Raw genomic sequence first — 16497 nt, 5'->3', positions numbered from 1 at the left:
ATGCTTAAATATCATCAATACTATTTAGGCTCGACATTTGAAATAACAGATAGATGATCGGAGGAATAAATCCCATCTTTAATGACATTGACATATTTAAAGGTATTAACGCGCAGCTTATCATTCACAAAAATATAATCAATGTCTTCGGTAGGCTCTTTAAAATAACCATGATATGTATATTCCTTACCGTCAATACCTTCAAATGGCTTTATAGTTGTAGATCTCGCATCATTAAATAAACTGGTCAATGCTTCATATGAAGCGACGTCACTTCTTTCAAAGTTTAAGTCACCTAAAACAATAACTGCATCATTATCATCACCAATAATTTCTTTGGCTTTCTTACTTAATAATTTAGCACTCTGCTGCCGTGCGACTTTACCAATATGATCAAAATGAGCATTAAATACAAGTACACGTTTACTTGACTCTTTATCTTCAAGTCTTACCCAACTTGTAATACGAGTTAGATCTGCATCCCAACCAACACTAGCGACAACCTCTGGGGTTTCAGAAAGCCAAAATGTACCACCACCAAGTTTTACATACTTATCAGCCCTATAAAAAATTGGGACAGCCTCGCCTTTTGTTTTTCCATCATCTCGCCCAACCCCAACCCAACCATAGTTAGATAAATTTCTAGCTAAATAAATAATTTGATCATTAAAAGCTTCCTGTAAACCAGCAATATCAATATTTTGTTCGCTGAATATTGATGACACTATTTCCTTACGATTTTCCCAAGTGTTATTTCCATCATATACACTGCCATCAACACTATCCTTACTATTTCTTATATTAAATGACATTACATTAAAGTCATCGGCAATTGCAGGTAGTGCCAGCGCAGCTAGCAAAAATATGGTTATCTTTTTCATTAGTTGATTTCCTTATTTAAATTGGATTTTAAATATAAATACTCAAAACATAATGCTGTGCCCGCCTGAGCTGGTGAACCGAAAATACGGACAAAAGTAACTTAGCGGGCTTATAGGTCAATCAGTGAGTTCTGGCAGCTTAGTTGATAGAATCTAAACGCTTCAGCTCTGGTGCCAGATCGGTCAACTCGCCCTTTTCAAGATCGATCATAAAATGACGGCTAGCATTACCATTGGCAAACTTGGTCAAAATACCAAACAGGCTACCAAAACGTTGCTTAAAGACCTCGCCAAAAGCGCTGGAAGCATCAATTGGCTTTGGACGCAAATCTTTGGACAGTGTTTGTGCTAATAGGCTGTATTGAGGAATGCGCTGCTTCTCGATATCTTTAAAAGCAAGCTCATCGGCATTTCTCAAGCGGTAGAAATCAACCGCAAAATCAAAGCCGTTCCAGCGCGCAAAGTCGTCAAGATTCAAGTTCGACAGTTTTGCCAGTTCAGATGCCTTAAGGCTTGCTTGCTGCCAAGCTTTTGTAAACTCAGGATCATTGATTTTTTCCGGTGTGAAGTAGGTTTCGACCTCATTTTTCTGGCAGATTTCAATGACCTGTTGGCCTTTGGTCAGTGTTGCAATTTGCTCATTGCTAATTGAGCTATCCAGCTGGCTCAAGATCAGCATGCTCTTACCATCCAAAGCAAACAACATCTGTTTTAAGCCACAAGGCCAATCTTCAGGAAGGAAGCGCATTCGAGTAAGCTCAGTTATGTGCCAGTTAGTAAACTCATAATAATTTTTGGCACTGAGCACTTCTTTATTCCACATTTCATCGGCGTCAATCTCCTTAAGGTGATCCCACTCCTTTGCATAGTGTTCAAACAATTCGTTAAAGCGCGGAACGTCATCCAAAATCACGGTTTCCACTTCAACCTGCTGCTTACCTTTAAAAGTTAGGAGTTTATAAGCAGGTACATAAGCCGCCATTGACGGTGCCTGAACATTAAACAAGAAAGTATTATCCTCGTAGTGCTTAACCTCAGTATCGTTAAAGTGCATGTGGCCACCAACATGAAGCTTGATGCCGGTTTGTGCTAAAGCCTTGCTGACATCTTCTCTCGGCAAGCGTTTCAGTTGGAAGCTACCTTGTCCGAAGATGTCTGCAATGGTTTCTGCGGCGCCATTATAAAACTCGGTCATCGGGAAGTGACTAAAAGTAACAAGGATCTTATCTTGATCTTCTGCTCGCTTGACGACATCACGCATCCAGTCAATAACTTGCTGTTTATGGGTCAGCATTTTGTTATAGCCTGCATTGCCAGAACCTGAATAATTATCGCCCACTTCAGGGTTGCTAGTATCAGCATTGGCTTTTGGTACATATACGTTGGCATCAATAGCAAGCAACCATAGGCCGGGGGTTGGCTCCACCAAATAGCTGGTGTCTGGCACGTTCATGCATGAGGTGTAGCCCTCTTTTTTATATTCTCCCCCCGTACCCTGATTGCAAATTTCATACTGGCGCTTCTGGTAATCAGCCGTTTTACTTGCTTTCGCAAAACTGTAACTTTTCTGGTTGTAGTCTGAGTACGGCGTTTCCCAATATACATTGGACTTTTGTGGGGAAAAACCATAATCAGCTAATGATAACATCAGGCCTTCATAACCCAACTCTCGGATCTCTTCACTACATACCGTCGGTAGTTCATACCCAGCATCAATCACGGCAGAAACACCGTCATACTCCAGACACTCTTTTGCCCCTTTGCTAAAGATCCGCTGTGTTTTTCCGTTCTCGCCTAAGAAGTCAGATTTACCACCAGGTCGCCCAAAAGGTCTAACCGGATCATGGTTACCCGGAGCGGCAAAGAACTCAATACCGTGTTCTTTATTGTAACGCTCCAGTATTTTCTGAAGTCCGCGTACATTGACAGGCTGACCGTCATCACTGAAATCACCAGGCAAAGCAACGTACTTAACACCACGCGCAACAGCATCATCAAGAGCCGCGATTAACGCAAAGTAATTTTCATTAAACAACCGAGTCGATGTCAATTGCGCATACATACTGCGAATGGTTGCATTCTTACCGCTTTTGCTGTTTTTAGGCCCTTGATATGAACCGTCTTCAAACGAGCCGTACACATCATGGAAGTGGATATCTGGCATAAATGCTACTTTCATTTCTTTCGCGACGGCAGAGGTACAGACCCCGCAGGCGATCATGACAGCCATACTCAGTTTCGTTATATTTTTCATTTTTAGTCCACATTATTGAATGAGTAAGAGTTAAGCTTTGGTGATATTAAAACTTGGCTTGTCCGACTTTTTTGTTATTTTTGTCGGCATTTCACCTTTAAATACTAACAATGAACCTAAGGTAACAATGGCCGAGCCCACAGCAATTGCCACAACATAGGTCAACCAGTTTTCCACCGCCAGCCAGCCATAAAACCCAGAGATTGGAGCACGGTTTACCGCACCAAAACCAACAGCCATCGCCGAGCCCACAGCTGAGCCAATCACATTTATAATAATTATTTTGGGGTTTGCTAAAGCAAAAGGAATCGCACCTTCTGAGACACCTATAAGCCCCATAAGAGTGGACGCCTTACCAGCTTCTTGTAATGACTCAGGAAAGCGGGACTTCCAGATCAAAGTAGCAACACCAATGCCGATAGGCGGGATAATAATGGCAACCTGTGCTGCTGTATTCGGGTCATAAATTCCGGAGGCCAGCATCGCCATTGCCGTAGTCACCGCCGCCTTGTTAATTGGACCACCTAGGTCAAACCCCACCATACCGCCTATAATGGCAGCCAAAATGACTTTGTTGGTACCTGACATACTAAGCAACCAAGCTTCTAGACTACGGTTCATTGCGGCAAGAGGGTCACCAATCACATACATCATGATGATACATGCCAATAATGTACCGCCAACTGGGATAATAAAAATGGGTCCTGCAGAAGCCAGTGATTGCGGTAGCTTAATGTTTTTTGCAAGGTAGCGGACAATATAGCCAGCCACAAAACCTGCGGCTAATGCACCCAAGAAGCCGGTACCCAGATCTTTTGCCAACAAACCCGCAATCATACCTGGACCAATACCCGGCTTATCGGCTAACGAGTATGCGATATAACCCGCCACCACAGGCAGCATTAAGCTAAGCGCCATTCCGCCGAATCCATCAAAGGCATGGAACATTCTGATCAGCGCATTGCCCGCTTCAGCATGACTGCCATCCCAGATATTATCGATGCCATAAAATGAAGCGCCAATACGGGATATCCCCATAATTACGGCACCGGCAATAATAAAAGGCAGCATATAAGATACACCTGTCATTATTGCTTGTTTTATATCAACACCCGTTGAATTTCTATTTTTATTAACATTAAACTTAACCATTATTAATCGCCTCACATAAAGCTTCAAAAACAGCCTCACCATGTTTAATTGGATCCGATACTGCACATTCTAATATCGGTAACCCAACAAACCTCCCTTTATCATTAACTGCCACTTCCGAAGCAATAATAATACCATCCGCACGTTTCATATCCTCTTCAGTTATTACATTTTCGGCCCCCATACTACCCTGAGTTTCCACCTTAACCTCATGGCCTAATGACTCACCAACTATTGATAGTGACTCGGCAGCCATATAAGTATGAGCAACGCCCGTCGGGCACGCAGCAACACAAACAAAAAACATAGTTATTTCCTTATATTATTTTTTATTTTTTCAACAAGACATAGAAAAAGCACAGCCGTAATATTACTGGCTGTGCTTTTGCATTTAATAATAATGATTCGATTAAAAAAGTGACAGGGTAACAGTTAACAGAACAAGGTATAACACTATTATAAGCAGGTTCACCTGCATTGCGATAACAAGTCAACATCTGACTTGAAGCCGCATGAATACAGGCGTGAGCCAATAAGGAGCGCCTTACAGCACAAAGTTTAACGACCATTTCCTTTGAAGAAGTAACAAGATCAACTTTCTTTTTTTCAAACGGATGATTATGATATCGAGAAGATAATTGATGGCCAACACTAGTCCACAACGACTCCCACAGGGCGCTTACCTCATCTAAGTTATTCTCTTTACAGTCAATATTACAATCAAGTTGAGGAGGTATAAATAAAAATGCCATAACTTCTGAAAGCAGGTATTGGCACACAGCTAGAAAACTAGCCAAATGCTTTTTGAGTGTTTTCAATACATAAAATGACATACTCATTAATATACCCACCACCGCCGATCAACTTATTAAAATAATAGTAACAAACATTTCTCACATATTACCCAACAATAGTCACACTTTTGATTTAATAAAACCAACAAACAGATAAACTTCTATTTATTAGTTAGTCACATTATAAATACCACGCATTAACCACTACTTTAATAACTACCTTATTAATTAAACCAAAATTAGTTTTAGACCATCATTTTGTTAATTTAGATTAATTACACCGACGACCTAGTTATTTTTAAATTTGAACCTCTCAATTTTAAAACAATACAATAGTTGCTAAAAACAAAGTTACTCCATTACCTATAATCAATGGAATATCTTTCGACATAACTCCGCATACCAACCAACAAAACACCCCAAATACAAACATCATATACATTGCCAATGAAATACCCGTGGTGTCTTTTGTCTTTATTGTATGGATTACTTGCGGCAAAAGATTCTTCTAAATCACGACTATTAAACTTTTCATGCCATTTCTTTAAACAAACAACCTCTTAACAGTTCCATCGTTTGTTCAGTTTTTTCTGTTTCCTCCATGTCGGTTTGCATCAGCTGTTGTCTAAAATCGCGATGCATTAACTTTCGTGCCAATTTCGAAAAAATACTCATATGAGTGCCACCTTTATCATGACTGGATATTGTTAACATGATCACCGTCGATACACACTCATTCTCAACGTCGTTCCATACGATTGGCTCTGATAAATGAGCAATAGAGATACTATTGTGCGTTACATGTTCGGACTTACAATGTGGTATGGCGACACCAAATCCTAGTGATGTAGCAAAAATTTCTTCACGATCCCAAATGGCTTGCTCTGCCGCATCACCGCGAATCACCCGGCCTTGAACTTCCAAATTATCAGTCAACATTTTAATCACACTCATTTTATCTTTAGCTTCGCAATGTATGACTAGCCGTTCATCCAAGATTTCCGGCTGGCTTTGTTGTTGCCAGAAAGCGTCAATACACTCTCTTACCTCATCAGCAGTTTCTTTACTCACCACCTCAACTAATAAGCATTGGCAGGCTTCACTGTCAATAATATGAAGTTGCGACCGTAACATTGCAATATTCGGAGAAGATACGCTGATTTCATCAAACCCCATTGCCATCAGTAATGGCAGAGCACGTCTGTCACTGGCCATTTCACCGCAAATGCCTAATTCAAGTCCGGAGCGTTTAGCCGTTACCGCAATATCCCGAAGAAAAGCAATAAATTCAGGGTTCAAACTGTCATAAAGCGATTTGATTTTTGTATTCCCCCGATCACATGCCATAAAGTATTGAGTCAGGTCGTTACTACCGATGGAAACAAAGTCGATCCAACTAGAGGTTTTTTCCAGAAAATACAGAGCAGATGGCACTTCAACCATGATCCCAAGCCGCCACTTACCAATTGACTGGCCTTCCATCGTTAACTGTTCGGCACATTGGTGGCATAGCTGATAAATCCACTTTACCTCTTCAACACAAGAGACCATCGGAATCATGATATCGATATCCCCCAATGCGCTAGCCCGTAGTAATGCACGCAACTGACTTTCAATCATAGTCTGATACTGCGGATACATACGCACTGCACGATAGCCTAAGAACGGATTCTCTTCTTGTGGTAATTCGAGGTATGCTAATGGCTTATCCCCGCCAATATCGAGTGTTCTTATAATGACTTGCTTCCCATTAGCAGCCTTTACCACTTCACTGTAAATTTCAAATTGTTCCTGCTCTGTGGGTGCTTGAGGGTGATCCATAAACAACATTTCTGTACGGAATAGGCCGATCCCCTCGGCGCCTCGACTAAAAGCCATTTCTGCTTCCAATCCAACGGCGATATTGGCGTACAAGGCCATTGACTGACCGTCTTTAGTTGTTCCTTTAGTCGTCATAAAAGGAGCCAATAAATCATTCTTGGCTACACACTTACGCGCTTCCAACTTATAAAACTCTGTAACACGATGATCTGGTTCGCGGATCAAGCAGCCATATTGTGCATCCAGAACAACCCATTCAGAGCCATAAATGAACGACTGTAAATTTTCTATCCCCGTCAATACAGGAATACCAAATGAACGAGCCAAGATTACCGTATGGGAAGTTTTCCCCGCATGAGCTAGAACGATCCCTTTTAGTAAAGACTTATCGAAACCCAGTAATTCACTCGGTGTTAGGTTCTCAGCAATCACTATACTATTGGAAGTTAGCACCACTGGCTTTTTCAGCAACTCACCAACGACCAAACAGGCGAGCTGAGTACACAGGTCTTCAATATCTAATGCCCGCTCTTTCATATAACTACTTTGGCTATTAAGTAAAGGAGCTTTAAGCTCATCAGCTGCAACAGCAATAGCTTTAAGAGTGTTGGTTTGCTTAGCATGTTTTAACAAGGTTTCACTAAAAACGGTATCGTCAGCAATCTGCAAGTGAGCCTGCAAAATAGCGAGCTCTTCTTTTGCTTTCGAATCTACAGCTGCAATAGCTGAAAACAACTGTTGTTGTAGTTTTTCCAGACCGACTAGTAAATGCTCTGTAACTGTTTCGCTCAACTGCTGTTCAGTCTTATCGGCAAGTTGATGCAAGTTGACCTGACTGCAAATAATGGGCTTACCCTGCCCAATCCCTTTTGACGCGATACTACCGCGTACATAACACGGATTTGACAATTTTAATGAAACGGGAAGTGACAAGCTGTCATTAAGTTCAATAGGTTCGTCACAGTACGAAAATTCCTGAGTAATAAAATGATGAATATGTTCAAAAGCAGCTAACTCATCCTTACCGTCAAAAATGAACTGACAAACATCATCCAACACTGCATCAATACCAATCAACGACAACACGCTTTTAGCATTAGCGGTTGTCCCTTTAGTTCTATTAACCAAGGAAATGTGACACTGGAACGCCTTTGTACGGCTCTCTATTTCAGCTGCTGGCCTAGCATGAATACCATTTGCTAATTCATTTTTAAATTCAAATTGTCTTGTCATAGCAGTACCTAAATATTTCCGTTTACATAGTGACGAACAAAGCCGCTCACCATCAATCTGATGGTGAAGACTTGGCGCTAACAGGGGTAAATTACTTACTTAGTGTTTTGCACATTCTCAGGGCAATCAACCCTTGAGAAGGAACCATGGTAGAGCTGGTTGCCTTACCGATTGGCTGTTCCATACCATTGGCAATCTCCACTTGCCAACCGGAAGGAAGATCACCCAGTTCAGTTGGCTGCATCCCGCTATTTAGTAATCTAAAAATAACTGCACCACTCTCATCCTCAGTGGCCTTGATAGCACTTACCGCTAATTCAGGATGATCAAAAAACATTAAGCTGAAACATTCAGGAGCCTCAAACAAAGGTGGAGCAATCATGAACCGCTGCACTACGCCATTATGTAAAGTTAGCGGCGTTGTGAGCCAATGTTTAGCCCGATAACACAAACCTGCTTCCACCGCTTTCCCCTTAAATGGGTACAAAGCCAAACGGAATGATAATGGCTGCTTAAGCTGTGAATCTGGGCTTGCATCAGGCAAACCAGATAAACGACCCGGACGGTATTTCAACTCTGGTTTACCAACATAACCAACGGCTCGGAACAGAGTGATAGCAATAGATTCATGATACTGCTGATATTCACGGATCCCATCGGTTAAGATAGCGATACCACCCTGTTCAGTCTCACCTGCCACCACACTTTGCATTGGGTAAATTGCTACTGGGCAAGATGTCCATTCCTGCTCTTGCCACACTGATAGAGCCTGCTCATCATTACCGCGGCGGATAAGACCAATAGGCTGATCAGCGATGGTTTCTTGGCCAAGAAAATTACCATTAACGTGTAATTGCAATCGATGGTCATCAACCTGATTGTCTAGATGAATATGGATCTCGATTTGATCACTGCCTTTTTCAAGAGACAATTCCAGCACCGCAGTTTGCTCTGTCGTGCACAGCTTATCAGCCCTATCCTGTAGGTTGTTAGGCAACTTAACTTGATAGCTGATACAAATTGTGGAACGTAATGCCCCCTGTGACACCTTGATATTATTAGGGTTAGCCTGTAAAATAACTTGATAGTCTTTGTATGGTTCAGAGAAATCATAGTTGTCGCCATCATCCCCGCCATCAACCAGTGTTAGTAAGTCTTCCCAGTGCTCACCCGACACCGTATTAGTAAGAGAAACTTTGCCAGTGGTATCAACATTGACAGACAGGTACTCGTTTTGAATCATCTGTAACTGATTTTGATCTCTAGCGGATTCAGCATTCCCATCGATATCGGCCTCTTTATCAGCCAAACGTTCGACCATCAGGCTACGATAACCACATGCTGGCAACGCATGCAAAGAAGCAATAATGCGGTGTCGATACCACGATTTAAAGCGTTCATCACCCAGAGTGGTTGGATCTTGGACAATCGCATTAATATCAACCAGCTGACAATCAATAGAGTGAACGTCTACCAGATCATCACCATCATGCAGCACGAACTGTCGAGTTGGCAGCACAAGCTCTAGCTCGACCATCGCATCACGCTGGTAAGGTAGAGGATTAAAGGCAAGCACAAATTCCCCCTCAAGACCTTTCGTAGACGCATCAGCCAGCTGCTTAAGAGTAATATCTTTTAAGCGTTCAGCATTTTCTCGAACAGCTTGTATTCGTGCCAGCACTTGTCGATTAACAGAGTCCGTATTACATCCACCAATCGAATCATGGGCATGACTTTGCATAAGCTGCTTCCAATTCTTCTCCATCAGACCGTAAGGGTATTTCATCCCTAAGCTATTCGCGACCGTTAGCAATGGCTCCAACTGATTAACTATCAAGTTTTCAACATTGCTATTCAGCTTTTTAATATCGTAACGAGTAGAATAAATTCCACGATGGATCCGACTATATTTACCATAAAGCATTTCACTTTCTACAATAGCCAACGGTTTTTCAGTAGTCACAGAAAAATAATCTTCAAAACTACACAGTTGATAACTATATTGTCGTTCAACATTGGCATTGTGAATTTCAGCTACCGTTTCACTCTGCCATGGTTTCTGATCATGCCCGCCCATAAACAAGAAGTTTTCACGTTCTCCCGGCCAAAAACGCTCAGTCATTTTCTGGTCAATCCCATCTAAATGGCAACCTATAGGTTTCATGCCCTGAAATGCGCTGTAACCAAACTCCAATACTGCAGTTGTTACTTTGCTGCCATTCGGAGCTCGCCAGATGAATTCAGTATTTTCAGTGATTCCTTCCCAGATTCCTCGCCAAAATACACATTTATCAATATCAAAATGCTGCAGGAGTTGTGGAAGCTGCTCGCTCTGACCAAACGAGTCTGGTACATAGCCCACTTTCATCACTGCACCGAAGCGCTTTGCATCTCTACAACCCCAAAATAAGTTACGTAGCTGAGATTCACCATGAACAACACACTGATCAGTTTGTGTATACCAAGGACCCACCAGCAATTTTCCGCACTTAACCAATTCAGTAACACGGGCTGTGTCTTCTGGTACTACGCTTAGATAATCTTCAAGCATTACCGACTGCCCATCCAGCACAAAGCAAGGCATTCCTTCATCTTGTTCAAGCTGTTCTAGAATCTGTTGCATGGTAAATACCAACAATACCTGAGACTCTTCAGTACTAAAGTACCACTCACGATCCCAGTGAGTATGTGGCACAATATATGCCTTTTTATTCAATGACATTGCTAGGCCCTCTATAGTGATTCTGTGTATTTACTTTGGGTCTCTTCCATTACCTGATTTTTCATATACTGGCGCTTCATGAGCACCGATGTCCCTAGCGCGACGAAAGTCACACCGGATGCAATTGAAAGCAGGTATAAGAAGAAGTTTGAAGATAAAACAAGAGCCAAAATTCCCGCAGCAGGAGCCTGAACAATCGAATCAAACATAATAACCATCGAAGCTGCAATGGCACTGCCAATAGTGTTAATTACAATTAATGCAGGATTGGCAAGAATGAATGGAATAGCCCCTTCACTGATTCCGACACAAGACATCATCATTGCCGCACGCCCATTATCTTGCAGCTCTTTGGTATAGTATTTTTTCGCCACAATTGTCGAAACACCAATACCAAACGGAGCAACCATAATCGCGATATGCGAAGCCGTTACAGGCTCATAAATCCCTTGGGCAAATAAGCCAAGACTCACAGTAATCGCCGCTTTGTTAATCGGCCCCCCCAAGTCAAAGCCAACCATGGCGCCAAGTACTGCCGCCATCAATATTTTGTTGCCACCAGACATATCCACCAACCAGCTTTCCAAGCCTGTATTGAGTGCAATGAGCGGATAACCCACAATATATTTCATAACAAAAAGAACTATTGCAGTGCCTAATAGTGGAATTATTACCATTGGCAACAAACTACGAAAATCTTTAGGTAATTTGATATTCGCTAGCATCCAGCGAACTAAATAACCAACCATCAAACCACCAAGTAATGCACCGAGAAATCCCATCTGCATATCGCGAGCTAACATCCCTGCCATTAACCCAGGTGCAATTGCTGGTTTTCCAGCTAAACCAAAACCAACAAAAGCAGCAATAACTGGAAATAAAAGTGTTAACCCATATAAACCAAATATTTTCAAATCATTAATTATTTGTGCTAGAAAGGAATCACTTTCTTTTAAATCAACACCAGTAAGCGTTTCAAATAATGAACCAAATGCTAATAGCATGCCACCAGCAACAATAACAGGAATCATATATGACACTCCTGTCATCAAAGCTTCTCTTAATCTATCAACTTCTGTTTTTTTTGTTTTTAATAGTAGGGTCATGGTATTCATCCTTGTTGTTTTTATTATTTGTTATTTATTATATGTATCATGGTTTCATATACTGCTGCTGATTGTTTAATTGGATCTGCTACAGAACATTCCAAAGTTTTTAATTTTTCAAATCTCTCCATTCCATCGATGGCAATTTCAGCCGCGATTATCGCGCCATCAGCTCGTTCGATATCTTCTAATGTGATTTCATTGTCGATTCCGGTACTACCTTGAGTCTCGACTTTCACTTCCCAGTTATGCTCTTTACCAAGCACTTCCAACGCTTCTGCTGCCATATAAGTGTGGGCAATCCCTGTTGGACAAGCAGCGACACAAACAATAAACATATTTACCTCGTTAACAATCTACTGACTGTTGATTTATTAGAAACAAAAAAAACAGCAGCCACCTTAAGATGACTGCTGTTCAAATGATTGATACTAAATGATTTTACATTAAGAATGTGACTAAACGAATTAGTAGGTAAATTTCCTAACATCACGCTATTTCCCGGCGCATAACGATAGAAGAGCACCATAGAACTCGCTGAAACTTGCTCTACGAAATGTAGATAAGTCAGTGATAGTACAGAAAGCAACGTTCTCACATTTGCTTGATAAGATAAGAAATTACGACTCCAGCGCAGAACGTTCTCACCATACCAGTGATGTATTTTCTTGCCAATTAACTCACCAAGATTGATATAAATCTGATTGTAATTTGAAGCTAATTCATCTAATTCTTCTTCAGTATTCGTGATTAGGTCTTCATGGCTATGAATACATACGCACGAATAAACAGCGTTGACCAGAACGTTTAATACGCCCTGGAAAAACACTTTTATATTTAATTCGTTTGAATTCATTTTCATTTAAAACCCCTATGAAGTACATTTATAATAAACAAAAAATAAAGACATGTATGTGAAGCAATTCACATTTAACACCCCATTAACCTAGTGGCATTTAACTATCTGACATAAGAAAATGATTTTTATAATCTAACTTATTAAAAAATTAAAATAACGTTCAGCATTCTATTAGCACTAAGAGCAATAACATAACTAGCTTCTTTATATAAGAATAAGCGGCGTCAACCAGAACTCAATCTTGAAGGTTATTTCGAATACGGTAATAGTTGCTAAGCTCTAGCGAGCATCACCTAGATGAATACCTTAATGATGCACTTTATTGCTAACGACGAAGCAAGCGATGAAAGTATATACCCAAGCTACCTCAATATGCAGGATTCAGAGTGATCTCAGCGAGCATCTTGAGATAACTTGGGTATAATGCCTATTTTTTAATGGCAGGTTGAAGCTTCACCATTTAGAGGTGTAGGTAGACCACTCCTGTTAGAATTTTACCGCACGTTAGTAAGTTTTTTTGATGCGAATTCTCATGATAAATTGGAGCTATTGGTAGTTAATGTTAGAAAATAGAAATCAATTGAATAGCAACTATGAAGAACAAGGTTTCTTTGTCATAAGGGATTATTTTACGGCGTCTGAAATCTCGTCACTTAGAGACGTTGTCTTAAAATTTCATGAGCGTTGGAAAGATGACAACACGGATTTTTATCAAGATGAAGCTTTTAACTCTTCGTTGATCACCGGAAGTCAATATTTAGCGTTTGACGATCGTGTAAAGCTGTTTAATTTTATTAGCTCCAAGAAAATAATGGCACTTGTTGATTCAGTGATCTCGGTTAATCCTGCATTTATGAATACGCAATTATTTTTTAACCCTGTTAACCCTCAACAAAAAGATTTTTGGCATCGAGACTGTCAATATGATCATGATCTTGATTCGCAAAAAAGAGTCATAAAGGAGACGCAAGTATTACATCTTCGTGTACCTTTATTTGATGAACTAGGTATGGAGTTAGTTCCAGGCACACATAAGCGCTGGGATAATGATGAAGAGTTTGATGTCAGACAAGAAGAAAATGGCAGAGTGAGCAGTGAGAATCTCTCAACAGGTAAGTCAATTGGGTTAGCCGCGGGTGACGTGTTAGTTTTTTCGGCAGATATGATTCACCGTGGTTTGTACGGATTAGATAGGCTGGCGTTAGATATCTTAGTTTTTGATTCATCAGCTGATTACATTGACTACGTTGACGATGATTGTTTACCAGATAGTTCAATGTTTGATAAAATTGACGACCCTAGATTGTACAAAAATACAATCCAGTTAAAGTCGCAGGGGTAATCTTTCAACGTGTCTAACTGTGCAGGTTAGACATTATCCTTTCCTTTTTCACTGAATCGTATAGCTGAAGCAGCTTATCCAAGGTTAACCACTAAATAACGACGCTACGCCCTGTTGGTAAATATTCAAGACGATCACCAAGTACACCTTTGAGTATTCCATATGCCTTCATGCCAGTGCAATGGCCAGTATATAACTTATCTATAGGGTAACTTAATAATGTTTGTCCGAGAACCTCAATCTCTTTCTTACTACCGCCAATACTGTTAAATAGTGGTAATCCGACTAAGTGAAAGCCACCTACAACAGCCTTAATTTTGGTACTAGGGAAAAGCTCAACCGCAGTATCAACCATATTAAGCACACCACTATGGGCACACCCCGTGAATACGATAAGGCCATCATTTTCCTTAATGACCATAAGTAGCTCATGGTCAAATGTATCTGGTTTACAACCCAAGCCAGAGTTAGTGAAAAGATACTGATTACCTTTCGGCTGTTCATACTTGCGGCTTAATTTTGTAATAATGAAAATATTGGGGAATATTTCTGTTGTCTTATTAACGAAATTAAATCGTTCCGTAGCGTTATCTAATAAGCTCTTATCAATACCTACATTAGTTTTAAAGCCAAACGCCTTGAAACAATAGTCTGTTTCTTCGCACTCACGAAAATATACCGGAGCCTTAGAGTTACGATCGAGGAAATGACTAACACCATTACAATGATCATGGTGTCGATGTGAAATAACGGCAGCATCTACATCTTGGATTTTAACATTTAACAACGCTGCATTATCGCAAAAAGCTTTACTGCTTCCTGCATCAAATAATACCTGTCTACCCATTGTATTAACATGAAGAGACAAGCCTCGTTCAACCGCAAGGTCTGTTCTATTATCTAACCGTGTGTTATCAACTAACGCTGTAAGTTTCATAGTCACCTAAATTATATTCAGCACAATGTAACCCCGCTCCTTTTTTGAAAACAAAGGGCAAAGTATCAATTCACGCCCTATCGGGTACACCTAACTGTAACAATGCTTTTTTAGTCAGGCTTTCAGTATATGGATTAATCTTCCAGTGATCAGGGCTCCAACCTTTAACAAAACGTTGAAAATCAGCCCAAGCGATACAGTAAAGTGGTTTCCATACTTGCACTACATCATTAGGGTCTATTTGAGGCTGATGCTTAACTAAAGCGTGTTCAAGTTGTTTGAAATAATAGTCAAGTAAGCTTGGTATTCGTTTCTCACATTCATCGAACGGTATACAGCTACTAAAAAACAGTACAACATCTTTCATCCCACAACCTTTGCCTACGTATTGAAAATCAACGCCAGCAACGTGATCCCCTTTCGGTGTAAAACAAAAGTTCGCGAGTTTTGCATCACCATGCACCAACGTTTGATACGGGGTTTTCTTCAACGTTTCGTCGATAAGCGGTGCTGCATTTTTTAAGGGGAAATCCAACAATGCTGCAATTTCATCTGGCCGCGTATCTAGATGCCAATACGTGCCGGACTTCCAAAGCCCTATTGGGTCTGCACCAAGGTGCTGAGCATGAAAATGTGCTAACCAGTATAAACAAGCTTCGATTTGTTCTTGGTTTATGTCTTTATGTACTTCACTAAAGCCTAGTGTTTTCAAATCTTCTAAGATGAGTAAGATTTCTCCATCTTGTTCTTTCACGAATAAACACTTGGGTACCGCACATTCACTCTTACAATGATTGGCAAAATGTTGATACCAACTGACTTCAACTTGATAAGAATCTAACTTGCGTTGATGAGAGGTGACTGTGTTCCACCCTCTTGGGTGATGTTCAGGTTGAGGTAGTTTTATGTATTTAACAATGACCGATTCATATTGAGAGCAGCCTGCAAGTTCAACGCGTAAAAGTTCGCCATAACCGCCCCACAAATGCTGAATTAACTGAGTACTGGTAACACGCTCAGCCCCTACTGCACTCGCGATAGTCTGTAGAATGTTAATGGGGATTGTCATTCATTGCCTGCTTTAATATTAGGTTCCTTTTCAATGGTATAAAAAAAGCCCTATTCAATATCTGCTACATTAAGCGGCTATTGAATAGGGCTCTTGCCCTTTATATTTATCCTTTCTTTGAAAGCTTCCTTTTCCTTTTTTTGCTTTTACCACTCGTGTTGTAAACAACTTACTGGTCACAACTGCTTTTAGCGCATTATCTCTAATGGTTCCTCTACCAAACTCAGTATCTGTGCTATTTGGCTCTAACCGTGGAAAATCAACACTCTCTTTTTGTTTACATTGCTTCAATTTACGTTTTTTAGGCATTTGCCGTTCCTCATCGTT

The 16497-nt window shown here is 40.7% G+C and carries 14 protein-coding genes and 1 pseudogene; 1 reads left to right on the top strand and 14 read right to left on the bottom strand.

Features of this window, described 5'->3' with window-relative positions:
- Positions 1-20: 20 nt before the first annotated feature.
- From C9J48_RS09910 to C9J48_RS09860, 11 genes are all read right to left on the bottom strand, one after another.
- On the bottom strand, positions 21-881 hold the full coding sequence (locus C9J48_RS09910; protein WP_006229983.1) for an endonuclease/exonuclease/phosphatase family protein: 861 nt from the start codon (positions 879-881) through the stop codon (positions 21-23).
- A gap of 139 nt (positions 882-1020) precedes the next feature.
- Positions 1021-3135, bottom strand: coding sequence for a metallophosphoesterase (locus C9J48_RS09905; protein WP_036802711.1), 2115 nt, complete (start codon positions 3133-3135; stop codon positions 1021-1023).
- 30 nt (positions 3136-3165) lie between these two features.
- Complete coding sequence (locus C9J48_RS09900; RefSeq protein WP_006229985.1) at positions 3166-4287, bottom strand: PTS fructose transporter subunit IIC; 1122 nt, start codon at positions 4285-4287, stop codon at positions 3166-3168.
- A complete protein-coding gene (locus tag C9J48_RS09895) occupies positions 4280-4594 on the bottom strand; it encodes a PTS fructose transporter subunit IIB (RefSeq protein ID WP_006229986.1) in 315 nt (104 codons plus the stop codon). The genes C9J48_RS09900 and C9J48_RS09895 overlap by 8 nt, the downstream gene beginning before the upstream one ends.
- 22 nt (positions 4595-4616) lie before the next feature.
- Positions 4617-5126, bottom strand: coding sequence for a hypothetical protein (locus C9J48_RS09890; protein WP_006229988.1), 510 nt, complete (start codon positions 5124-5126; stop codon positions 4617-4619).
- Positions 5127-5400: 274 nt separating this feature from the next.
- Positions 5401-5580, bottom strand: a complete 180-nt coding sequence (locus C9J48_RS09885; RefSeq protein ID WP_081450085.1) for a SemiSWEET transporter — start codon at positions 5578-5580, stop codon at positions 5401-5403.
- 32 nt (positions 5581-5612) lie between these two features.
- The gene (gene ptsP, locus C9J48_RS09880; protein WP_006229989.1) at positions 5613-8135 is read right to left on the bottom strand and encodes a phosphoenolpyruvate--protein phosphotransferase; all 2523 of its coding nucleotides are present in this window, start codon (positions 8133-8135) and stop codon (positions 5613-5615) included.
- 91 nt (positions 8136-8226) lie between these two features.
- A complete protein-coding gene (locus C9J48_RS09875) occupies positions 8227-10857 on the bottom strand; it encodes a glycoside hydrolase family 38 N-terminal domain-containing protein (protein ID WP_006229990.1) in 2631 nt (876 codons plus the stop codon).
- Between the two features lie 11 nt (positions 10858-10868).
- A complete protein-coding gene (locus C9J48_RS09870; protein ID WP_006229991.1) occupies positions 10869-11963 on the bottom strand; it encodes a PTS fructose transporter subunit IIC in 1095 nt (364 codons plus the stop codon).
- A gap of 23 nt (positions 11964-11986) precedes the next feature.
- Entirely contained in the window at positions 11987-12301 is a 315-nt protein-coding gene (locus tag C9J48_RS09865) for a PTS fructose transporter subunit IIB (protein WP_006229992.1), read from the bottom strand.
- A 2-nt stretch (positions 12302-12303) separates the two neighbouring features.
- The gene (locus C9J48_RS09860) at positions 12304-12825 is read right to left on the bottom strand and encodes a hypothetical protein (RefSeq protein ID WP_006229993.1); all 522 of its coding nucleotides are present in this window, start codon (positions 12823-12825) and stop codon (positions 12304-12306) included.
- A 556-nt stretch (positions 12826-13381) separates the two neighbouring features.
- On the opposite strand from C9J48_RS09860, the gene C9J48_RS09855 reads away from it, so the two are divergent.
- Positions 13382-14164, top strand: coding sequence for a phytanoyl-CoA dioxygenase family protein (locus tag C9J48_RS09855; RefSeq protein WP_006229994.1), 783 nt, complete (start codon positions 13382-13384; stop codon positions 14162-14164).
- A 91-nt stretch (positions 14165-14255) separates the two neighbouring features.
- Here C9J48_RS09855 and C9J48_RS09850 read toward each other — a convergent pair whose 3' ends face one another.
- From C9J48_RS09850 to C9J48_RS09840, 3 genes and pseudogenes are all read right to left on the bottom strand, one after another.
- Positions 14256-15101: an MBL fold metallo-hydrolase gene (locus tag C9J48_RS09850; protein WP_006229995.1), complete on the bottom strand. Its 846-nt coding sequence runs from the start codon at positions 15099-15101 to the stop codon at positions 14256-14258.
- A gap of 70 nt (positions 15102-15171) precedes the next feature.
- Positions 15172-16170, bottom strand: coding sequence for a phosphotransferase (locus C9J48_RS09845; RefSeq protein WP_006229996.1), 999 nt, complete (start codon positions 16168-16170; stop codon positions 15172-15174).
- A gap of 81 nt (positions 16171-16251) precedes the next feature.
- Positions 16252-16461: pseudogene (locus C9J48_RS09840) on the bottom strand (alternative ribosome-rescue factor A); the annotation flags it as partial.
- Positions 16462-16497 lie beyond the last annotated feature (36 nt).

Source organism: Photobacterium profundum (assembly GCF_003026285.1).
GTDB lineage: Bacteria > Pseudomonadota > Gammaproteobacteria > Enterobacterales > Vibrionaceae > Photobacterium > Photobacterium profundum.
The sequence above is the reverse complement of the archived record's forward strand: the minus strand, read 5'-3'. Positions and strand labels throughout refer to the sequence as shown.